This is a genomic window from Azospirillum oryzae (assembly GCF_008364795.1).
Taxonomy (GTDB): Bacteria; Pseudomonadota; Alphaproteobacteria; order Azospirillales; family Azospirillaceae; genus Azospirillum; species Azospirillum oryzae.
Genome location: NZ_VTTM01000002.1, coordinates 316,894 through 336,574, shown reverse-complemented (window position 1 = coordinate 336,574; position 19,681 = coordinate 316,894). Strand labels below are relative to the sequence as shown.

16 protein-coding genes are annotated in these 19,681 nt (G+C 69.8%); 4 read left to right on the top strand and 12 right to left on the bottom strand.

Features of this window, described 5'->3' with window-relative positions:
* Nucleotides 1–2 precede the first annotated feature (2 nt).
* The 5 genes from FZ938_RS07570 to FZ938_RS07550 all read right to left on the bottom strand — a co-directional run bounded on the left by FZ938_RS07570 (nucleotide 3) and on the right by FZ938_RS07550 (nucleotide 8,863).
* Nucleotides 3–578 (bottom strand): sigma-70 family RNA polymerase sigma factor, encoded by a 576-nt coding sequence (locus tag FZ938_RS07570; RefSeq protein ID WP_149197976.1) that lies wholly within the window; start codon nucleotides 576–578, stop codon nucleotides 3–5.
* A 237-nt stretch (nucleotides 579–815) separates the two neighbouring features.
* Nucleotides 816–2,804 carry a molybdopterin biosynthesis protein gene (locus FZ938_RS07565; RefSeq protein ID WP_149197975.1) on the bottom strand — a complete coding sequence of 663 codons (1,989 nt, stop codon included), beginning with the start codon at nucleotides 2,802–2,804 and terminating at the stop codon, nucleotides 816–818.
* A 22-nt stretch (nucleotides 2,805–2,826) separates the two neighbouring features.
* Nucleotides 2,827–4,011: a molybdopterin-binding protein gene (locus tag FZ938_RS07560; protein ID WP_149197974.1), complete on the bottom strand. Its 1,185-nt coding sequence runs from the start codon at nucleotides 4,009–4,011 to the stop codon at nucleotides 2,827–2,829.
* Nucleotides 4,008–4,898 carry a diguanylate cyclase domain-containing protein gene (locus FZ938_RS07555; protein ID WP_246457697.1) on the bottom strand — a complete coding sequence of 297 codons (891 nt, stop codon included), beginning with the start codon at nucleotides 4,896–4,898 and terminating at the stop codon, nucleotides 4,008–4,010. Before FZ938_RS07555 ends, FZ938_RS07560 begins: the two co-directional genes overlap by 4 nt.
* A gap of 35 nt (nucleotides 4,899–4,933) precedes the next feature.
* Nucleotides 4,934–8,863: a response regulator gene (locus tag FZ938_RS07550; protein ID WP_149197972.1), complete on the bottom strand. Its 3,930-nt coding sequence runs from the start codon at nucleotides 8,861–8,863 to the stop codon at nucleotides 4,934–4,936.
* A 274-nt stretch (nucleotides 8,864–9,137) separates the two neighbouring features.
* Here FZ938_RS07550 and FZ938_RS07545 point away from each other — a divergent pair, with 274 nt between their 5' ends.
* The gene (locus FZ938_RS07545; protein WP_149197971.1) at nucleotides 9,138–10,532 is read left to right on the top strand and encodes a PQQ-dependent sugar dehydrogenase; all 1,395 of its coding nucleotides are present in this window, start codon (nucleotides 9,138–9,140) and stop codon (nucleotides 10,530–10,532) included.
* A gap of 18 nt (nucleotides 10,533–10,550) precedes the next feature.
* On the opposite strand, the gene cowN is transcribed toward FZ938_RS07545, so the two are convergent.
* The 6 genes from cowN to FZ938_RS07515 form a co-directional block, all read right to left on the bottom strand.
* Nucleotides 10,551–10,847: a N(2)-fixation sustaining protein CowN gene (gene cowN / locus FZ938_RS07540; protein ID WP_149197970.1), complete on the bottom strand. Its 297-nt coding sequence runs from the start codon at nucleotides 10,845–10,847 to the stop codon at nucleotides 10,551–10,553.
* A gap of 144 nt (nucleotides 10,848–10,991) precedes the next feature.
* On the bottom strand, nucleotides 10,992–11,708 hold the full coding sequence (locus FZ938_RS07535) for a LytTR family DNA-binding domain-containing protein (RefSeq protein WP_149197969.1): 717 nt from the start codon (nucleotides 11,706–11,708) through the stop codon (nucleotides 10,992–10,994).
* A gap of 28 nt (nucleotides 11,709–11,736) precedes the next feature.
* A complete protein-coding gene (locus FZ938_RS07530) occupies nucleotides 11,737–12,513 on the bottom strand; it encodes an RNA methyltransferase (protein ID WP_149197968.1) in 777 nt (258 codons plus the stop codon).
* A 176-nt stretch (nucleotides 12,514–12,689) separates the two neighbouring features.
* Nucleotides 12,690–13,820, bottom strand: coding sequence for a UDP-3-O-(3-hydroxymyristoyl)glucosamine N-acyltransferase (gene lpxD / locus FZ938_RS07525; protein ID WP_149197967.1), 1,131 nt, complete (start codon nucleotides 13,818–13,820; stop codon nucleotides 12,690–12,692).
* Nucleotides 13,821–13,910: 90 nt separating this feature from the next.
* Nucleotides 13,911–14,375, bottom strand: coding sequence for a cupin domain-containing protein (locus FZ938_RS07520; protein ID WP_149197966.1), 465 nt, complete (start codon nucleotides 14,373–14,375; stop codon nucleotides 13,911–13,913).
* A gap of 123 nt (nucleotides 14,376–14,498) precedes the next feature.
* The gene (locus FZ938_RS07515) at nucleotides 14,499–15,182 is read right to left on the bottom strand and encodes an OmpA family protein (protein WP_149197965.1); all 684 of its coding nucleotides are present in this window, start codon (nucleotides 15,180–15,182) and stop codon (nucleotides 14,499–14,501) included.
* A gap of 53 nt (nucleotides 15,183–15,235) precedes the next feature.
* Here FZ938_RS07515 and FZ938_RS07510 point away from each other — a divergent pair, with 53 nt between their 5' ends.
* From FZ938_RS07510 to FZ938_RS07500, 3 genes are all read left to right on the top strand, one after another.
* Nucleotides 15,236–16,273, top strand: coding sequence for a DctP family TRAP transporter solute-binding subunit (locus tag FZ938_RS07510; RefSeq protein ID WP_149197964.1), 1,038 nt, complete (start codon nucleotides 15,236–15,238; stop codon nucleotides 16,271–16,273).
* 145 nt (nucleotides 16,274–16,418) lie between these two features.
* A complete protein-coding gene (locus tag FZ938_RS07505) occupies nucleotides 16,419–16,958 on the top strand; it encodes a hypothetical protein (protein WP_149197963.1) in 540 nt (179 codons plus the stop codon).
* Nucleotides 16,955–17,449, top strand: a complete 495-nt coding sequence (locus FZ938_RS07500) for a hypothetical protein (RefSeq protein WP_149197962.1) — start codon at nucleotides 16,955–16,957, stop codon at nucleotides 17,447–17,449. The genes FZ938_RS07505 and FZ938_RS07500 overlap by 4 nt, the downstream gene beginning before the upstream one ends.
* Nucleotides 17,450–17,543: 94 nt before the next feature.
* Here FZ938_RS07500 and acs read toward each other — a convergent pair whose 3' ends face one another.
* A complete protein-coding gene (acs, locus tag FZ938_RS07495) occupies nucleotides 17,544–19,484 on the bottom strand; it encodes an acetate--CoA ligase (RefSeq protein WP_149197961.1) in 1,941 nt (646 codons plus the stop codon).
* Nucleotides 19,485–19,681: the final 197 nt, after the last annotated feature.

Sequence of the window (19,681 nt, the reverse complement as noted above, 5' to 3'; positions counted from 1 at the left end):
CCTCATCCGACATCCTTCAGCGACCGGCGCAGGCGTTCCATCGCCAGACGCAGGCGCGATTTGACGGTGCCGAGCGGGATGCCGTGCTCCGCGGAAATGACGCTGTGCGGCTTGTCCTCGAAATACGCCATGCGCAGAAGCTCGGCCTGTTCCGGCGGCAGATCCTTCAGCGCGGCGCGCAGGCGCCCGCTGCTTTCCTTCGCCTCGATCCGGCGGTCGGCGGACTCGTCGGGTTCGGGCACCAGAGCCGGATCGTCGGGGTCGATTTCCGGCCGCTGTTCGCGGCGCAGCACATCGATTCGCTTGTTGCGGGCGATGGTGAACACCCAGGTGCCGGCCGAGGCGTGCCTCGGATCGTAGGTTTCGGCACGACGCCAGACCAACAGCATGACCTCCTGAACAAGCTCTTCCGCCGCACCGGAATCGCATCCCAACCGGCGCAGATACGTCTTCAGCCGCGGCGCGAAGTGGCCGAACAGCACCCCGAACGCCTGTTTGTCCCGCTCGCGCCCGACGGCGACGAGCAGGGTTTCCAGACTGGGGGCCGTGTCGGCCGCGGGGGTGTGCTGGTCCTGCATGGTCCCATTCAAGGGGAACATCGGCCGCCGCACAAGCCGGGGATGGCACCCATTCCCGGAAATCGCGGCAGCGCCCCCATTTTCAAGGACTCTGCGTCAATCCTGCACATCACCGCCGAACACGCCGGGCTGTATGTCGCATCGTGACCTTCGGTACGCAACCGCCCGGCCGTTGGATCACGAAAAAACCCGACCCGCGGCATTTTGTTCGGTTTTGCCTGACGACTTGGTCAGACTCTATCTGATGAAGCCCATGGCGCGCAGGGCCTCCGCCACCTCAGGCGTCTCCAGCGCCTCGACGAAGCGGCGGACGGCCGGGCGGTCGCGGCGGGCAGTGGGGATGACGAAGTCGTAATGCTCCTCCTGCAGCGGCAGGAAACCCAGCCCGTAGAGGTTCGCCGCGGTTTCGATGGCGACGCCCCAGTCGGCGCGGTTCTGCGCCACCGCGACGGCCACCGCGTTGTGCGACTTGGCCTGCGTCCAGTAGCCGGTCGGCCGCGCCGTGCCCAGCAGACGGTCGGTCAGGATGCGGGTGCCGCTGCCGGCATTGCGGTTGATGAGGATGCAGTCGGCCAGACCGGCAACCGCCGCGGCCGCCTCTTGCGCCGTCCTGCCCTCGAACCGGGGATCGCCGCGGCGGAAGACGATGCCCTGCATGCGGCGGTAGCCGGTGACGAGGTCCAGACCCGGCCCCAGGAAGGGCGTGTTGTAGGCGCCGGTGGCGGGGTCCATCAGATGGACGGGGGCGATGTCGCACTCCCCCCGCCGCGCCGCCGCCAACCCGCCCATCGAGCCGACATTCAGCGCCTTGACACTCATCCCCTCGCCGATCAGGCGGCCGAGCACGGCGTTGAGGCCGATGCACTGGCTGCCGACCACGATCAGGTCGGCGGGAGCCAGCGCGCGGCCGAGAAGCTGGACCGACACCGGCGTGCCGGCTTCCATCGCCTCCGCCTGGGCATCGATGGCCAGGAAGCCATCGGCATGGCTGAAGGCGGTGACCGCGCCCGACCCCTTGGACAGCGGATAGGCGACCAGCTCGTCTTCGTTGGCGCCCCCACCGGCTCCATGGACCAGCGAGACCATCACATATTCGGTGCGCCCGCGTTCCGACCCCAGCCGCACCGGCAGGGTGGCCGGCACCTCCTCCGCCAGCGCCGGCGGCAGGCCGGCCAGCGCGCGGATCACCGGCGCCACGAAGCTGTGGAAGGTAAACATTGCCGAGGTCGGGAAGCCCGGCAGGATCACCACCGGCTTGCCGCCGGTCACCGCGAGGCACAGCGGCTTGCCCGGCTTCAGCGCCACGCCATGGGCGACGATGCCGGGATCGGACAGCTGCGCCACGATGCGGTGGGAGCGGTCGCCGGCTCCCTTCGACGTGCCGCCCGACAGCAGCAGCGCGTCGCACTCAAGCCCCTGGGCGACCAGCCGTTCCAGCGCCGCGTCCTCGTCCGGTGCGATGCCCAGCGGCACCGGCTCGCCGCCCAGTTCGGAAACCGCGGCGGCCAGGATGGCGCCGTTGCTGTCATAGACCGCCCCGGTTCGGATCGGCTGGCCCGGCGCCACGATCTCGTCGCCGGTCGACAGGATGGCGACGCGCGGCCGGCGCACCACCGGCACCTCGGCCAGCCCGATGGCGGCGAGCACGCCGATCTCGCGCGAGGTCAGGGCTTGGCCCTTGCGCAGCACCACCTCGCCCCGGCCGATGTCGGAGCCGGCGGCGGCGACGAAGGCGCCGGGCGTCGCCGGGCGGGTCAGGGTGACGAAGAGCCCGTCGGGCCGTTCCACCGCCTCGGTCGTCTCCACCATCACCACGGCGTCGGCCCCGCGCGGCAGCATGCCGCCGGTGGCGATCACGGTGGCGGTGCCGGGTTCCACCGTCAGTTCGGGGGCATGGCCGGCGGCCAGAACCTCGTCGTTCAGGCGCAGGGCGACCGGACGGTCCTCCGCCGCCCCCACCGTATCGGCGGCGCGCACGGCGAAGCCGTCGACCACCGAGCGGTCGAAGCCGGGAACGTCCACCTCAGCCACCACGTCGGCGGACAGCACGCGGCCGAGGGATGCTGCCAGCGGCACCCGCTCCTCCCCCCGCGGCGACAGGTCGAGATGGCGGTGGAAACGGGCGCGCGCCTCCTCCCCGCTGACCACCTCCAGGAACTGGTCCTGGCGGGCGGCCTGGGCGACGAAACGGCGGATGTCCTCACGGCTGCGGTCGGAGCTGTGCACGCGGCAAACCCTTGAGCAAAAATCAGTCGAAACGATACATAATGACTGCAGCGCCGTCCGGCACTCCTTCGCTGTCCGCCCCGATCAGGACGAAGCCGTCGGCCCGCGCCGCCGCCGCCAGTCCCGGCCAGTTGGGCGAGGCCACCGGCTCCACCCTGCCATCCTCGTCCAGCCGGACCCGGTGAAGGTCGAGGCAGCCGATCTCCGACACCAGCTTGCGCGCGGTCACCGCCTCGACCGTCGCATGGGGCAGTGCGGCCGGCAAGCCGGCGGCATGACGCACCGCGCGCCCGGCCAGCAGCTCATAGGCCGCCAGCGCCGCCATCGGCTCGCCCGGCAGCAGCAGGACCGGAACGCCGCCGGCAAGCCCGCCCGCAAGCCCGAGCCCGGCGCTGCCGCCCGGCCGCATGGCGATGCCGTGCAGGTCGAGGCTGCCGGCCTGCGCCAGGGCGGGCGGCGCCACGTCGTCGGGACCGGTTCCGGTGCGCCCGGCCGACAGGATCAGGTCGGCGCCCGGCCGGGCGAACGCGTCGGCCAGGGCGGCGAGGTCGGCAGGCAGCTCCTCGACCGCCTCGACCACACCGCCGTCGCGCCCGACCAGCGCAGCCAGCATCGCGCCGAGTTGCTCCGGCGCGCCGGCCTTGGGTCCGCCGGCAATCAGGATGCGCACCCGCGGCGCCGGCAGGGCCGGCACGGCGCTGTGACCGGCGGCGGCGAGCAGGCCGAGGTCGCCGGGGCGCAGGCGCCTCCCGGCCGGCAGCAGCGGGCTTCCGGCGACGGTCCAGGCGCCGCGGCGCTCCACCCCGCTGCCGGGCGCCACCGCGTCGATCGCCTCGATGAAAGGGCCGACGGCCTGCGCCGCCTCGTATGGGATCACCGCGTCGCAGCCCGGCGGCAGCGGATCGCCGGCGCTCACCGCCACCGCCGCCGTCAGCGGCACCGGGTTGTAGGAGCCGGCCCCCAGCGTGTCCGCCGCCGCCACGCCATAGCCGTCCACCGCCGCCCGGTCGGCCGGCGGCCAGTCGCCCACCGCCGCGACCGCGTCGGCCAGCCGCAACCCGGAACACGCCGCCAGGGGCAGAATCCTTGCAGGCGGAGGGGCAACCCAGGCATCGACCCAGTCCCAGGCATCCGTCAGCGGGGCGCGGCGGGCGAATCCGCGCCCGCGGACGTCATGGACGGGCGGCGGAGGCGGCCGGGCGGTCACAGCGCCGGCACCGTGGCGTCCTGCACGCGGTTCCGACCGGTGCGCTTGGCGCGGTAGAGCAGTTGGTCGGCCATCTCCGCCAGCTTTTCAGGGCTGCTGTCCAGGGACGGGATCACGGTGGCGACGCCCAGGCTGATGGTGACATAGGGGGCGACCGGCGACTGGGCGTGCGGGATGCGGCGCTCGGCGACGGCGGCCCGGAACCCCTCGGCCACGCGGGCGGCGCCGGGACCGTCCGTCTCCGGCAGCAGGCAGACGAACTCCTCGCCGCCATAGCGGGCGACGAGGTCGCTCGGCCGCCTTGCCCGCTCCGCCAGCACCTCGGCCACGATGCGCAGGCATTCGTCGCCGGCCTGATGGCCGTACTGGTCGTTGTAGGCCTTGAAATGGTCGACATCGAGGATGACGAGCGACAGCGGCAGATGCGACCGGGCGCAGCGCCGCCATTCGCGCGCCATCGTCTCGTCGAAGCGGCGGCGGTTGGCGATGCCGGTCAGCCCGTCCAGGAAGGACAGGCTGCGCAGCAGGTCGGTCTGCCGTTTCAGCAGCAGATGGTTGCGCACCCGCGCCTTCACGATGGGCGGGCTGATCGGCTTGGTGATGAAGTCGATGGCTCCCACCTCCAGCCCGCGGGTTTCGTCCTCCACTTCGCTCTTGGCGGAGATGAAGATGACGGGGATGTCGTGGGTGGTGGGATCGTCCTTGATGCGGCGGCACACCTCGAACCCGTCCATCCCCGGCATCATGATGTCGAGCAGGACGAGGTCGGGCATCCGCGACAGGACCAGATCCAACGCCTTTTCGCCGTCGGTGGCGAAATAGATGTCGTAATCGTCCTTCAGGATGCGGCTGAGCACATGGACGTTGGACGGGATATCGTCAACCACCAGTATCTTAGGGCGGGGATCGGCCATGGGCGCGTTCAGACCGTCGGTAACGAAAGGCCGAGGTCGCGTGCGATCCGCTGCACAATCCCAAGCGCCTTGGTGAAATCCAGAGCGTCGATGGCGGCGGACAGCCCCTTCATCGTCGAAGGCTCGATCCAATCCGTCAGCAACGGCGCCAGCATAGCGAACTCTTCCGCCGCTGCGAAGTTGCTGTCCTGCAACAAAGTTGCGAATTGCGGGAGTTGCCCGGCCAGCAGCCGCCGGCTTTCCGCCGACCGGGCGGGCATGGCCGGTTCTGCCGCCCCTCCGTCCGCCGCTCCTCCGCCGGCGCCCTCCGCCGCGAGGCGGCGTGCGCTGTCCAGCACCAGCGCCAGCTCGGCGCGCAGCACCGGCACCTCGGCCGCCGCCGCCGCGGCATCCCCGCGCTGGGCCGCGATCTGCACCGCATCGGCGGACTCCGACAGCCGGCGGGCACCGACGTTGCCGGCGACGCTTTTCAGCTCATGCGCGATGGATTTCGCCGCCGACAGGTCGCCGACCTCCAGCGCTCCGGCGATCCGTTCGACGACATCGCCATAGCTCCCGGCGAACTGGCCGATGAAGCGGCGGAACAGGCCGGCGTCGCCGTCCAACCGGTTGAGCGCGTCGGCAAGGTCGATGCCCGGCAGCTCGTCGGGCAAACCTGTCCCTTGGCCGGTCCCTTGGCCGGCCCGGCGGCCGGCCGGCGCGGGCGAAGCGGCGGCGATGCCCGATGCGGAAGCGCCGGCGGCCGTCAGCATGGCTTCCCCCCGGGGCGGGATCGGCCCGGCACCGCAGGGCGTGGAGGGCCGGACAGCCACCAGCGGCGGGCCGATCCAGCGGGCCAGCGTGGCGAACAGCTGCGGCAGGTCGAGCGGCTTCGGCACATGGGCGTCCATTCCATTGTCGAGGCAGCGCTGCCGATCGGCCGGCAGGGCGCTCGCGGTCATGGCGATGATCGGCAGTTGCCGTCCGCCCGGCAGCGCACGGATGGCCGCCGTGGCCGCGAAGCCGTCCATGTCCGGCATCTGCACGTCCAGCAGCACGGCGTCGAAGGGCTGCTCCGCGATCCGCACGCACTCCACCGCCTGCCGTCCGGTGCCGACCGTGGTGACGCTCGCCCCGGCGCGTTCGAGGATCTCCCGCGCCACCTGACGGTTGATGGCGTTGTCGTCGGCCAGCAGCAGGCGACGGCCCTGCAGCCCCCGGCTGGCATCCCAGACCGGCCCCCACAGGCCGCCGGGCGATCCGCCCCCCGGCTCCCCGGCAGGCGCCGGGACCGGGACCGGCAGGCGGAGACCGCCGCCGTTCGAGCCGGCGTCGTCCGGGCCGGCCGGGACCTGACCACCCTGGGCATGGCCACCTTGCGCATAGGCGACGGTGACGGCGTCGAGCAGGGTGGAGGCGGTGACCGGCTTCACCAGGAAACCGGAGATCCCGGCCTCCTCGAACCGGCTGCCCAGCCGCTCGCGGCCATAGCCGCTGATGACGATGATCATCGGCGTGCCGGACTCGGCATCGGCGCGGATGCGGCGCGCCGCCTCGATGCCGTCCATTCCCGGCATCTTCCAGTCCATCAGCACCACGTCGTAGGCATGGCCGGCGCCGGCGGCGCGCTCCAGCTCGGCGATGGCGGACTGCCCGTCGCAGCAGGCGCTGACGGTCCAGCCGAAGGCGGTGGCGATCTCGCCCAGCACTTCGCGCGCGGTGGGGTTGTCGTCGACCACCAGCACCGCCAAGTCGCGCGGCACCGGCCGCAACGGCAGGGCGGGCCGTCCCGCCGCGCCGCGCTGGAGGCCGAATTCCGCCTGGAAGCGGAAGACGCTGCCCTTGCCGGGTTCGCTCTCCACATCCATGGCGCCGTTCATCAGCCGGACCAGCCGCGCGCAGATCGCCAGCCCCAGACCGGTACCGCCGAAGCGCCGCGTGGTGGAGCTGTCGCCCTGGCTGAAGGCCTGGAACAGCCGCTCGCGCTGCTCCGGCGCGATGCCGATGCCGGTGTCGCGCACGGCGAAGTCCAGAACGGCGCGCTCGTTGCTCAGCGACCGCACCCGGACCGACACCACGACCTCGCCGGCCTCGGTGAACTTGATGGCGTTGCCGGTCAGGTTGATCAGGATTTGCTGAAGGCGCAGCGGATCGCCGATCAAATCCAGCGGCACATCCGGCGCGACGGAGAACAGGACGTCGATGTCCTTCTCCTGCGCGGCAGACCCGACGATCACCGCCAGCGTCTGCAGCAGGTCGTCCAGGCGGAAATCGACCCGCTCCAGCTCCAGCTTGCCGGCCTCCACCTTGGAGAAGTCGAGGATGTCGTTCAGAATGCCCAGCAGCGATTGCGCCGAAACCCGCACCTTCTGCACATAGTCCGCCTGCCGGCCGGTCAGCTCCGTCTGCTGCAGCAGGTGGATCAGCCCGAGGATCGCGTTCATCGGCGTGCGGATCTCGTGGCTCATGTTGGCCAGGAATTCGCTCTTGGCGCGGCTCGCCGCCTCCGCCGCCAGACGGGCGCGCTGCATCGCCGCCTCCGCCCGCTTGCGCTCGGCGATCTCGTGGAAGACCACCACGGCGCCTTCCACCTTGCCGTCGGCCAGCATGGGCGAGGCCGTGTATTCGACCAGGAACGGCTTGCCGTCCTTGCTCCAGTATGTGTCCTCCAGCCCGCGGCGGCTCTCCCCGCTCAGCAGCACCTCGGTCACCGGGCATTCCAGCGCCGGGAAATGGCTGCCGTCGGCGCGGCGGGAGTGGATCAGCAGATGCAGATTGCCGCCCAGCAACTCCTCGTTGTCATAGCCGGTCAGCGCGGAGGTGGCGGGGTTGGCGAAGGTGATCAGCCCGTCGCGGTCGACGCCGCAGATGCTGTCGGACGCCGAATGCAGGATCAGGTTCAGCCGGCGGTTGGCGCTGGCGAAAGCTTCGTTGGCGGTCTCCAGCTCGCGCTTCTTGGCGTCCAGCTCGGCATTGGTGTCGGCCAGTTCCCGGCGGCCGGCGACCTCGCGTTCCAGGCTGCGCAGCGCGGCATAGGCCAGCCCGGCGCAGGCCAGTACCGCCAGCCCGACCAGGATGCTGCCGCGGAACGTCCGCTCCCGCCAGGGCGCCAGCTCCGTCCGCTCCGACAAGGCGACGAAGACGACCAACGGCAGGGTCGGCACCCGCTGGTAGGACAGGATGCGCCGGCCCGCCGGCCCGTCCACCTCGAAGACCTCGGTCGCGGCCTCCGCCGCGTGGCGCAGCACCGTCGGCCCTTCCGGCCCATCCAGCGGTTCGGTGGAGGGGAAACGCAGCACCGGCTTGCCGTCGGTGCGGTAGAGCGCGATCGCCGATCCGTGGCCGAGATCCAGCCCCTCGAACAGCATCCGATAGTAATCGATCTCGATGTTGGCGTGGATGACGCCCAGGAATCGGCCGTCCTGCAGGATGGACCGGCTGACGGTGAAGGACTGGGCGCCGGTCAGCCGGCCGGTGATCCGCTCGCCGACATGGAAATCGGCGCCGTCCCTGTGGGCCTGGAAATAGGCGCGGTTGGACGCGTTGCCGGTCGGCGCCGGGAACTGGCGGCTGGACAGGATATTGTCGCCGGTCGGACCATGCACCCACAGCGCCGCAATCTCCGGCAGGTTCTCCACCATGTCGCGGATGGTGATCCAGGCCTCGCGGTTGGTGTCGAGGCCGACCATGCCGTGGTGATGGATCAGGTCCTGCGCGCGGCCGATGGCGAGGTCGGCGGTTGCGACCGTTCGCCGCACATGCTCCTGCAGCAGGCGGGCGGTGGCTTGGGCCTGCTCCCGGCTGTGGCGCAGAGTCTCTTCCCGGTCGGCCCAGACGACATAGCCCCAGAAGCCGGCGCCCATCAGCGCGATCAGGGCGAAGGCGGCGGCCAGCAGCAGGCGGGTCCGCGTGGGCGATAGCGTGAGAACCGCAGCGTCGATCCCGTGTCTGTCCATCATTGCCGAATCATCGCCGCCCGCCGGCCCTTCCGCCTAGATCGGTCGGAGTATGGTCTTGCGCCGGCTGCGACCGCAAGCAAGTTGATGGGTGCAACGATGACGTTGGCGACACCCGGCGCTTGTGGGGGACCCCTCCGGTACAGCCCCCCTTGCACCGCCTGCCTTTCCGTGCGGCCTGCGGCATCGTCCCCATAATTAAGTCCGATATTTGTCTCATCCTCCGTCTCCTCCTCCGTCGTCCGATCCTCCGTTTCGCCGTGAAAGCGCCCGTCCGATGGCCGACCGCCCTACCCCGTCGCTCAAGCATCTTCTGGTCGGCCTGCTTGCGCTGGCCGCCGGCTCCGCCCTCGCCCAGTCCATGCTGCCGGCCACCGCCCTGGCCCAGGCGGCGATGACCGGCCCGGTGCGTTCCGATCCGATGCAGACGGTCGGCGCCGAGGTCCATGTGCGGATCGAAACGCTGCCGAAGCCCTACGCCACCCCCGCCGTCGCCAACCAGGCGGTGCAGGTGCCGCGTCCCGAGGACCAGCCGTTGCGCGCCCCGCGCGGTTTCACCGTCACCCTTTTCCGCGACCATGTGGAGAATGCCCGCAACCTGCTGGTCCTACCCAACGGCGACGTGCTGGTGGCACAGCAGCGGCCGGGCAGCCTGACCCTGCTGCGCGATGCCGACGGCGACGGCCGGGCGGAGATGGCCCAGGTCTGGGCCGACGGATTCGACCATCCCTTCGGTCTCGCCTTCCATGACGGGGCGGTGCTGGTCGGCGATCTGGCGGGGGTGTGGCGCCTGCCCTGGACCGCCGGGACCGTCCAGGCGGGGGAACGGCGGCGGCTGACGGCCGAGGGCGCCTTCGGCCGGCGCGGCGGCCACAACACGCGCTCCATCGCGGTGGCGCCCGACGGACGGCATTTCTATGTCGGGATCGGATCGGAATCGAACATCGGGATGGAGGCCGAACCGCGTGCCACCATCCAGGAATTCCGCATGGACGGCAGCGGCCAGCGTACCTACGCCGCAGGCCTGCGCAACCCGGTCGGCCTCGCCTTCAAGCCGGGCACCGGCGACCTTTATACCGTGGTGAACGAGCGCGACGGGCTGGGTGACCAGCTGGTGCCCGATTTCCTGACGATGGTGAAGCCGGGCGGCTTCTATGGCTGGCCCTATTCCTACATCGGCGACAACCCGCAGCCGGACTTCGCCGATCGGCGGCCCGATCTGGTGAAGGCGGCGCTGGTGCCGGGTCTGCTGTTCCAGGCGCATTCGGCGCCGATCGGACTGGCCTTCGGCGACGCCACCCATTTCCCGGAACGCTACCGCATGGGCGCCTTCGTCTCGCTGCACGGCTCCTGGAACCGGTCCCGCCCCACCGGCTATGCCGTCGCCTTCGTGCCCTTCGACACCGCGCCTTTCGACAAGAGCAAGCCGACCGGCACCTACGAGACCTTCGTCACCGGCTTCCGCGTGACCAGCCCCGCCGGCACAGCCACCGGAAGCGCCGCCGAGGGCGACGAGACACCGAAGGTCTGGGGCCGGCCGAGCGGTCTGGCGGTGACCGCCGACGGCGCCCTGCTGATCGCCGAGGACGCCTCCGGCTCGGTCTGGCGCGTCGCCTACGCCGCCGCGGACAAGGAAACGGAGAAGGAGCCGGCGGCGGGCCCCAAGCGCTGACTGTTGAGCGCTGACCGCTCAGCAGCACTCGTCCTCCAGCTGGCGTAGCATCGCCAGGCCGTCCTCGTCGTCATGCTCCTCGAACAGGTCGGCGATGTAATAGATGTTGGCGCAGAGCAGGCACAGCCCGTCGGCCTGCCGCTTCAGCGGGTCCTCGGCAACCGACAGCTTGGCGCGGAACCGCTCCCAGAAGGCGTTGGTCTTGGCGGGATCGTCGATGTGCATGTACAGCCGGTCGATGATGCGGCGGCTGTTGCCGTCGCAGTCGATTCCCTTGAACGATACGTAGCGGTCGGGCGCGTCGATGCTGTCCACGGAAGCAGTCTCCTCATGCCGGTTGCCGAAGGCGGGGAACATGACGCCGATGCTCCCCCGCCCGCGACCCCGCCATCAAGCCGCGCCGCACCAGCAGCATCCGGCTCGCGCGAATGGCCGGATCGCCGCACGAATGGCGCGACCCTACAGCGCCAGCCGCTTCTTCAGCGCCTCGGCCCGGTTGCGGCTGACCGGCACGCGGGGGGCGCCGGGGGCGGCCATGACGAAAGCGGCGCGGCCGTCCTGCCGTTCCACCGCGCGGGCATGGCGCAGGTTGACGATGTAGCCGCGATGGGTGCGCACGAAGGACCGGGCGTCGAGCCGCGCCTCCAGCTCCGACAAAGGCAGGCCGCAGAAGAAGGCGCCGTCGGCGGTGTGGACCGTGGTGTAATGGCCGTCGGCCTGCAGATAGACGGCATCGGCCGGGTCGAGCAGCACGATGCCCTGCCCCTTCTCCACCGGCAGCTTGACCAGCGGTTCAGGCGGCGGGACCGGAACGGCCTGGGCATCGGCCGCCGCCGGCCGCCCGCCTTCCATCAACATCAGGGCGGTGACGGCGCTTCCCTCCGTCACCGCCACGGCGGGCGCCAGCGCGGTCGCCTTCACCACCAGCACCCGGCCGGGCAGCGCCACCATCATCGAGCAGGCCGATGCCGGGGCGGACGGATCGCCCGCCGCGGCCAGCAGAAGCTCCACCTTGGCGCGGTGCGAGGGCGGGTGCAAGTCGTGCAGATAGGCGCCGACCAGCCCGGCCGCCCGTTCCCCCAGCAGCCGCACCGCCGCCGGGTTCAGCGCCAGCACCCGCCGCGCGCCGTCCAGCAGCACCAGCCCGACATCCATGTTCTGCAACGCATAGTCCATGGATGCCCACTATAGCCGCGCTTGGCCCTTAACTCTCGCCTTTCCGCCGGTCACCCTGGACCAGGGCGGCGACGACGCCATGGAAGGTGCGCACCTCCTGTTCGGTCATCTCCATCCGCTCGAAGGCGTTGCGCAGGGTGCGGACCATCGAGGGGCGCTTCTCCTCGCTGGTGAAGAATCCGGTGCGGTCCAGCGCCGCCTCCAGCCGTTCGAAGAAGTTCACCCGCTCCGCCATCGTCGCCGGGCGGGTCTGGCCGGTGTGCAGGAAGCGGTCCGGCGTGCGGTCGCCGGCCTGGAACCACTCGTAGCCGATCAGCAGCACCGCCTGCGCCAGGTTGAGCGAGGAGAAGGCCGGGTTTAGCGGCACCGTCACCAGCGTCTGGGCAAAGGTCAGGTCGTCGTTGACCAGCCCGGTGCGCTCCGGCCCGAACATGACGCCGACCTTCTGCCCGGCGGCATAGCGTTCCCGCATCTCGCCGGCCGCGACGCGCGGGGTGACGAAGCGCTGGATCATGTCGCGGGTGCGCACCGTGGTGGCGTAGACCGCCTCCAGATCGGCGACCGCCTCGGCCGTCGTCTCGAAGATCTTCGCGTTGTCGATGACGAGGTCGGCGCCGGACGCCGCCGCACTGGCCTTCGCGTTCGGCCAGCCGTCGCGCGGCTTGACGAGGCGCAGGTCGGTCAGCCCGCAATTCAGCATCGCGCGCGCGCAGGCGCCGATGTTCTCGCCGAGCTGCGGCTGCACCAAGATGACGGCGGGGCCGCCAAGGATGGACTCACGGGTGGGGTTCTGGCCGGAGGTCATTGGACGTAAGTTCGTTTGAGGTAAAGTGCTGAGGCCCCCTCCCTAACCCTCCCCCTCTTCGAGGGAGAGGGAACTGCCGCCGCCTCGCAAGCTCTTCCCTCTCCCGCGAAGCGGGGGAGGGAGGGACCCGCGGCGAAGCCGTGGGAGGGAGGGGGCAATCCGGACACGCGCCCCGCCTATTCCTGCTGCTCCGTCTCCGGCGCCTCGACCTTCACCGGGCCGCCGTCGATGGCGGTCAGGCGCTTCTTCAGGTCGGAGACGTCGGCATACAGGCGCTTCAGACGGGCGAGGCCCTTGTATTGTTCGAAGGCGCGGGCGCGCGGCACGGCGGGATAGCCCATCCACACCGACTTCGGCGGGATGTCCATGCCGACGCCGGAATTGGCGGCCACCACCGCGTCGCTGCCGATCTTCACATGGTCGGCCACGCCGACCTTGCCGGCCAGCACCACGCGGTCGCCGATGATCGTGCTGCCGGCGATGCCGACATGGCCGCACAGCATGCAGTTGGTGCCGACCTGGACGTTGTGGCCGATCTGGACGAGGTTGTCGATCTTGGTGCCGTTGCCGATGCGGGTGGCGGTCACCGTGCCGCGGTCGATGGTGGCGCCGGCGCCGATTTCGACATCGTCGCCCAGGATCACCGTGCCGATGGAGTTCACCCGGCGGATCAGCACGTTGGTGCCGACGACGCGGCCGGTGGTCTTGGCCGATTCGACGCTGCCCGGTTCCGGCGTTACGAAGCTGAAGCCGTCGTTTCCGACCGCGGCGTTGGGATGGATGATGCAGCGCGCGCCCATCTCCACCCGCTCGCCGATGCGGGCACCGGGATGCAGCAGGCAGCCCTCGCCGATCACCGCGTCGGCGCCGACGGTGACGTGCGGCAGGATGACGACCCCGGCACCGATGCGGGCGCGCGGGCCGACATAGGCGAAGGGGGCGATGGAGGCATCGGGCGCCACCACGGCGTCGGGCGCCACATAGGCCTGCGGCGACACGCCCGGTTCGGCATGGACCGGCTTTTCGAAGATGTCGAGCATCCCGGCCATGGCATAGCGCGGACGCTTCACCACGATGCGGCCCTTGATCGTGTCCGGCACCTCGACCCCTTCGGCGACCACGGCGGCGACCGCCTTGCTGCCGGGCAGCAGGGCCAGCAGATCCTTGTCCATCGCCAGCGCCAGATCCTCCGGCCCCTCCGCTTCCGACGGGTGGACGGCGCGGCGGATGGTGAGGGAACCGTCGCCTTCGACCGCGGCGCCCAGCGCTTCAGCGATCTCGGTGAGGGTCATCGGGTGCTTGGTCATGGTCGGAACACCGGTGTCAGGGTCTTCACGGACCGTCCCTGCGGACGGCGCGGCGGACCCTAACACGGGCGTCCGGCGGATGGCGAGGCGTCAGAACGCGGCCCCGGCCTGCGCATCGGTGGTCCGCCCGCCCTTGGCGCCCGGCCGCAGCCAGCCCTTCACCCGCTCCTTCACCCGGCGCATCAGCGGCTGGCGCGCCTGCACCGCATAATATTTGCGCACCGTCTCCAGGATCTCCCAGGTGCCGGTGAATCCCATCGGCAGCACCAGCGCGTCGCCGGCCTTGTATTCGCGCGGGGACCCGCCTTCCGGCGTGATGATGACCCGGCCGGACAGCAGCAGGCAGAACTCGTGATAGGGCCAGTCCTTCATCGCGACGAGGCCCGGCGTGCACTGCCACACCCCCGACCGGAAGCGGCCATAGTCGCCTTCGAAGATGTTGCGGTGAATTTCCTGCGGCTGGCCCGACAGGATGGCGCCGAAGACGGCCGGCTTGCCGACCTCGTCGTCGGCGATGCGGCGGCTGTCGATGGGAATGGGGGTGTGGTCGGGCATCGGCTCTCCCGGTCAGAGGATGGAGGGTCGGTGCGCATAGGGCCACGGCCCGTCGGCGCCCCTGCGCAACACCTCACGGCGCCGAAGGTTCCCCCCGGTGCGAAAATTCGGATCCGAAAATTTTCAGCCGCCCAGATTGACGATCTCCACCCGCCGGTTGGCCGCCGCCTTGGGCTGATCGGGCAGGAGCAGCTCCCGCGCGCCCATGCCCGACGCCTCCAGCCGGTCGCGGCGGATCTGGTGCTTGGATACCAGATACTCGACCACCGCCGCCGCCCGCTTCTTGGACAGGGCAAGGTTCGCCGCGTCGCCGCCGACGGCGTCGGTGTGGCCGACGATGCGGAAGCGGGTGTTGCCGGCCGCCGCCATCACCGTTGCCACCTTGTCGAGGATCGTCCGCGATTCCGGGCGGATGCGGGCGGAATTGAAATCGAACTCCACCCGGAAGGCGGCGCGCAGCTCCGGTGCAGGCATCGCCGTCGGCCCCGGCAGAGGCGGCACGGTCACCGGCGCCGGCCGCCCGGTCGAAGGTGAAGCCGGGGGAGTGGCCGGGGGCGGCACGGCCGGCCTCTGCATCGCCACCGGCGGGCAATTGGGGCCGGTGGTGCCGAGCAGCGCCGCCTCGATCTCGCATTCGCTGGGGTTCGGCCCCATCGGCATCGCCGGACTCGGCAACCCCTGGGCACCTGACGCGACCGGCAGGGCCAGCCAGACGCAAGCGCCGAGCATCAGGCCCAGCCGCATGGCCGCATTGTTCGGACCGCGGACGGTCGTGTCAAATTGCTCGTGGAACAGTCCTGCGTGCATCTGTACGATCCCGGTCCGTATCTTTCGTATAGGGCGCTTGGGAGGAAACAAGTATGAAATCGCTGAAGGCTCTGCTCGCCGGCATCGCGCTGGCCGCGCTGACGGTTCCGGCATTGGTTGCCGGTGCGGCGAACGCTGCCGACTACAAGGCGGAGTACAAGCTTTCCACCGTTCTGGGCAAGCCCTTCCCCTGGGGCGTCGGCGGCGACCGCTGGGCAGAGCTGGTCAAGGAAAAGACCGGCGGCCGCATCAACATCAAGATGTATCCCGGCACCTCGCTGGTGAACGGCGACCAGACCAAGGAATTCACCGCGCTCCGCCAGGGCACCATCGACATGGCGGTCGGCTCCACCATCAACTGGTCGCCGCAGGTGAAGGAGCTGAACCTCTTCTCCCTGCCCTTCCTGATGCCCGACCACAAGGCGCTCGACGCCCTGACCCAGGGCGAAGTGGGCAAGACGCTGTTCGACCTGCTCGCCACCAAGGACGTCGTGCCGCTGGCCTGGGGCGAGAACGGCTTCCGCGAGATCTCCAACTCCAAGCACCCGATCCGCACGCCGGCCGACCTGAAGGGGATGAAGATCCGCGTCGTCGGCTCGCCGCTCTATCTCGACACCTTCACCGCGCTGGGCGCCAACCCGACGCAGATGAGCTGGGCCGACGCGCAGCCGGCGCTGTCCACCGGCGCCGTCGATGGGCAGGAGAACCCGCTGGCCATCTTCGTCGCCGCCAAGCTCGCCACGCTGGGGCAGAAGAACCTGACCCTGTGGGGCTATGTCGCCGACCCGCTGATCTTCGTCGTCAACAAGGAAGTCTGGGCCAGCTGGTCGAAGGAAGACCAGGAGGCGGTGCGCGCCGCCGCCGTGCAGGCCGCGGCGGAAGAGGTCGCGATCTCCCGCAAGGGCATCACCGCCGAGGACGACAGCCTGCTGAAGGAGATCACCGCCCAGGGCGTCGAGGTGGTGCGCCTGACGCCGGAGGAGCAGAAGGCCTTCCAGACCGCCACCCAGCCGGTCTTCGACAAGTGGACCAAGCAGATCGGCCCCGATCTGGTGAAGGCGGCGCAATCCGCCATCGCCGCGCGGAAGTGATCCTCACCTTCGCCGGTGCAAGGAATGACGGCGCCCTTCGGGGCGCCGTTTTTCATGGCCGCTAAGCACTTGCTTGTGATGCGTACCCGCGCGGATTGCGCTACAACTCCCTCAACTAGCCGGATGGTTTGCGGAGCGGGCGCCTATGACGTCGGAGATGCTGCTGGCGCTGTTCTGCATCGGCGCCACCCTGCTGTTCCTGGGCATCCGCCGTGCCTTGATCCTGCGGGCCGACCGGCAGATCCGCCATTGCGGCGCCACCCTGGCCGCCGAGCGCGATGCACTGGAAAGCAAGGCCAACGAGCTTGAGGCCATGCAGGCCGAGATCGGGGCGATGAAGGCGAAGCTTGTCGAGCTGTCGACCGAAAAGCTGATCCTCAACCGCCGCGGCGGCAAGCGCGCCGACACCGCGCGCCACTTCATCCACGAGATCGGCCGGCCGGAACCGGGACGCAACCGCTTCGTGTTCCGGCTGGCGATGGCGCCCGGCTTCACCGCCCGCCCCGATGCCAAGGCGGTGGTCCATCCCGCCATCTGGCGCTTCGAGAACGAGGCGCAGGTCTGGGCCGGCGATTTCGCCGCCGCCCAGATGCTGACCCGCAACATCTTCCACGACGGGGTGGGCGTGACCGTTTCCAGCGAGGGTGCGGACGAACAGGCAGTTGCCGGAGCCGTCGCGCCATGACCATCGTCTGGCTGCTGGGGGCGGTCACCAGCCTTGGCGTCGGCATGCTGGGCGAACGGATCCTCGGCATCCGCGCGCGCCGCCAGTCGGAGAAGCTGGCCGCCCTGAGGGAACGGCTGGACGTCTACGCCAACTATGCCAAGCTCGCCGCCGTCCGCCGGGTGGAGGCGGAAGAGATGCTGGCCGGCCTGCGCCGCGAGGTGGCGGAGGTCGAGGGCGAGATCCTGTCCCTGCAGTCCGCCGTGACCGCCGATTCCGCACTGGCGCCGATGGAGTTCCACTGCGTCGACCGCATCGCCCGCTCCGGCGGTCCGCTGTGGTATGTCGCGGTGGAGGCGCTGGACGCCACCGCCCCTTGGACGGGCGTGCGAACCTATGCCGTCGCCGCCGAGAGCGCGGAGGACGCGCGGAAACGGATCGCCGAGCGCCACCCCTCCCCGACCTCCTTCGCCATCTCCCCCGCCGCCCCGCTGGTGCTGCCGGAGGGCTGAGCGCGGACATGACGAAGGCCCCGGCATGGGGTCCGGGGCCTTGCGTGTCACGGTGGAAAAGGGAGGCGCCCCATCCGGAGCGCCACTCTTTCACTCAGGCGTTGTTCATGCGGTTGTCGATCAGGTCGGTCACGACACCCGGATCGGCCAGCGTCGAGGTGTCGCCCAGGCTGTCATACTCGTTCGCGGCGATCTTGCGCAGGATGCGGCGCATGATCTTGCCCGAACGCGTCTTCGGCAGGCCGGGGGCCCACTGGATCAGGTCGGGCGAGGCGATCGGGCCGATCTCCTTGCGGACCCAGTTCACCAGCTCCTTGCGCAGCTCTTCCGTCGGGGTCTCGCCGGCGTTCAGGGTGACGTAGGCATAGATGCCCTGGCCCTTCAGGTCGTGCGGATAGCCGACGACCGCGGCCTCGGCGACCTTCGGGTGGGCGACCAGGGCGCTTTCGACCTCGGCGGTGCCCATGCGGTGGCCGGACACGTTGATGACGTCGTCGACGCGGCCGGTGATCCAGTAATAGCCGTCGGCGTCGCGGCGGCAGCCGTCACCGGTGAAGTACTTGCCCGGGAAGGTCGAGAAGTAGGTCTGGACGAAGCGCTCGTGGTCGCCGTAGACCGTGCGCATCATGCCCGGCCACGCATCGGCGATGCAGAGGTTGCCTTCGGTCTCGCCTTCCAGGATCTGGCCTTCGTTGTCGACGACGACCGGCTGGACGCCGAAGAACGGCTTGGTCGCCGAACCAGGCTTCTGGCCGATGGCGCCGACCAGCGGGGTGATCAGGATGCCGCCGGTTTCCGTCTGCCACCAGGTGTCGACGATCGGGCAGCGGGCGTCGCCGACCACATTGTAGTACCACAGCCACGCTTCCGGATTGATCGGCTCGCCGACCGAACCCAGGACGCGGAGCGAGGCGCGCGAGGTCTTCTTCACGGGGCCTTCGCCTTCACGCATCAGCGAGCGGATGGCGGTCGGGGCGGTGTAGAAGATGTTGACCTTGTGCTTGTCGATGACCTGCCAGAAGCGCGAAACGTCCGGATAGGTCGGCACGCCTTCGAACATCAGCGTGGTGGCGCCGTTGGCGAGCGGACCATAGACGATGTAGCTGTGGCCGGTGACCCAACCCACGTCGGCCGTGCACCAGTAGACCTCGCCGTCCTTGTAGTCGAAGACATACTGGTGGGTCATCGACGCATAGACGAGATAGCCGCCGGTGGTGTGGAGCACGCCCTTCGGCTTGCCGGTCGACCCGGAGGTGTAGAGGATGAACAGCGGATCCTCGGCGCTCATCTCTTCCGGCGGGCAGTCGGCGGAGACGCTGTCCATCTCCTCGTGGTACCAGAGGTCGCGGCCCTCGGTCCAGGCGACGTCGCCGCCGGTGTGCTTGACGACCAGCACATGCTTGACCATCGGCGCGCCGGCCACCGCCTTGTCGGCGTTGGCCTTCAGCGGCACCTTGCGGCCACCGCGCAGGCCCTCGTCGGACGTGATGACGAAGTGGCTGTCGCAGTCGACGATGCGGTCCTTCAGGCTGTCGGGCGAGAAGCCGCCGAAGACGATGGAGTGGATGGCGCCGATGCGGGTGCAGGCCAGCATCGCATAGGCGGCCTCCGGGATCATCGGCAGGTAGATGGTGACGCGGTCGCCCTTCTTGACGCCGTTCTTCTTCAGGACGTTGGCGAGACGGCTGACCTTCTCGTGCAGTTCCTTATAGGTGATGGCCTTGGAAACGCCGGGGTCGTCGCCTTCGAACAGGATCGCGGTCTGGTCGCCGCGGGTCGCCAGGTGACGGTCGATGCAGTTGGCGGAAACGTTCAGCGTGCCGTCGTGGAACCAGCGGATGTGGACGTCGTCGTTGAAGTTGACGTCCTTCACCTTGCTGTAGGGCTTGATCCAGTCGAGCCGCTTGCCCTGCTCGCCCCAGAACGCCTCGGGGTCCTTGACCGACTGCTCGTACATGCGGGCATAGGCTTCCGCGTTCACGTGGGCGGTCGCCGCGATCTCGGGCTTCACCGGAAAGAAGCTGTTGTCGGTCATGAGTGCGATTCCCCCGTTGCTTCCGAATTGGCCGGAAGATGTTGCAGGGCGGCGGGCCGCCGCCCGGAATTGAGCGGCATTATCCACACAAGTTGCGGGACGAACAAGCAAATCGGCCCCCGCAGGCCCCCCGACCAAAGGAGGATTGTGTCGCTGATTTTGCAGCGCGAGACTGTTTCTTCCTCAAGCATACCAAG

What these genes read in the sequence shown, in the direction of transcription:
- FZ938_RS07510 (WP_149197964.1), top strand. Translation starts at nt 15,236, where the DNA reads ATGAAATCGCTGAAGGCTCTGCTCGCCGGCATCGCGCTGGCCGCGCTG.
- FZ938_RS07500 (WP_149197962.1), top strand. Translation starts at nt 16,955, where the DNA reads ATGACCATCGTCTGGCTGCTGGGGGCGGTCACCAGCCTTGGCGTCGGC.
- FZ938_RS07545 (WP_149197971.1), top strand. Translation starts at nt 9,138, where the DNA reads ATGGCCGACCGCCCTACCCCGTCGCTCAAGCATCTTCTGGTCGGCCTG.
- FZ938_RS07505 (WP_149197963.1), top strand. Translation starts at nt 16,419, where the DNA reads ATGACGTCGGAGATGCTGCTGGCGCTGTTCTGCATCGGCGCCACCCTG.
- FZ938_RS07515 (WP_149197965.1), bottom strand. Translation starts at nt 15,182, where the DNA reads ATGCACGCAGGACTGTTCCACGAGCAATTTGACACGACCGTCCGCGGT.
- FZ938_RS07570 (WP_149197976.1), bottom strand. Translation starts at nt 578, where the DNA reads ATGCAGGACCAGCACACCCCCGCGGCCGACACGGCCCCCAGTCTGGAA.
- FZ938_RS07535 (WP_149197969.1), bottom strand. Translation starts at nt 11,708, where the DNA reads ATGGACTATGCGTTGCAGAACATGGATGTCGGGCTGGTGCTGCTGGAC.
- lpxD (WP_149197967.1), bottom strand. Translation starts at nt 13,820, where the DNA reads ATGACCAAGCACCCGATGACCCTCACCGAGATCGCTGAAGCGCTGGGC.
- FZ938_RS07530 (WP_149197968.1), bottom strand. Translation starts at nt 12,513, where the DNA reads ATGACCTCCGGCCAGAACCCCACCCGTGAGTCCATCCTTGGCGGCCCC.
- FZ938_RS07550 (WP_149197972.1), bottom strand. Translation starts at nt 8,863, where the DNA reads ATGATGGACAGACACGGGATCGACGCTGCGGTTCTCACGCTATCGCCC.
- acs (WP_149197961.1), bottom strand. Translation starts at nt 19,484, where the DNA reads ATGACCGACAACAGCTTCTTTCCGGTGAAGCCCGAGATCGCGGCGACC.
- FZ938_RS07520 (WP_149197966.1), bottom strand. Translation starts at nt 14,375, where the DNA reads ATGCCCGACCACACCCCCATTCCCATCGACAGCCGCCGCATCGCCGAC.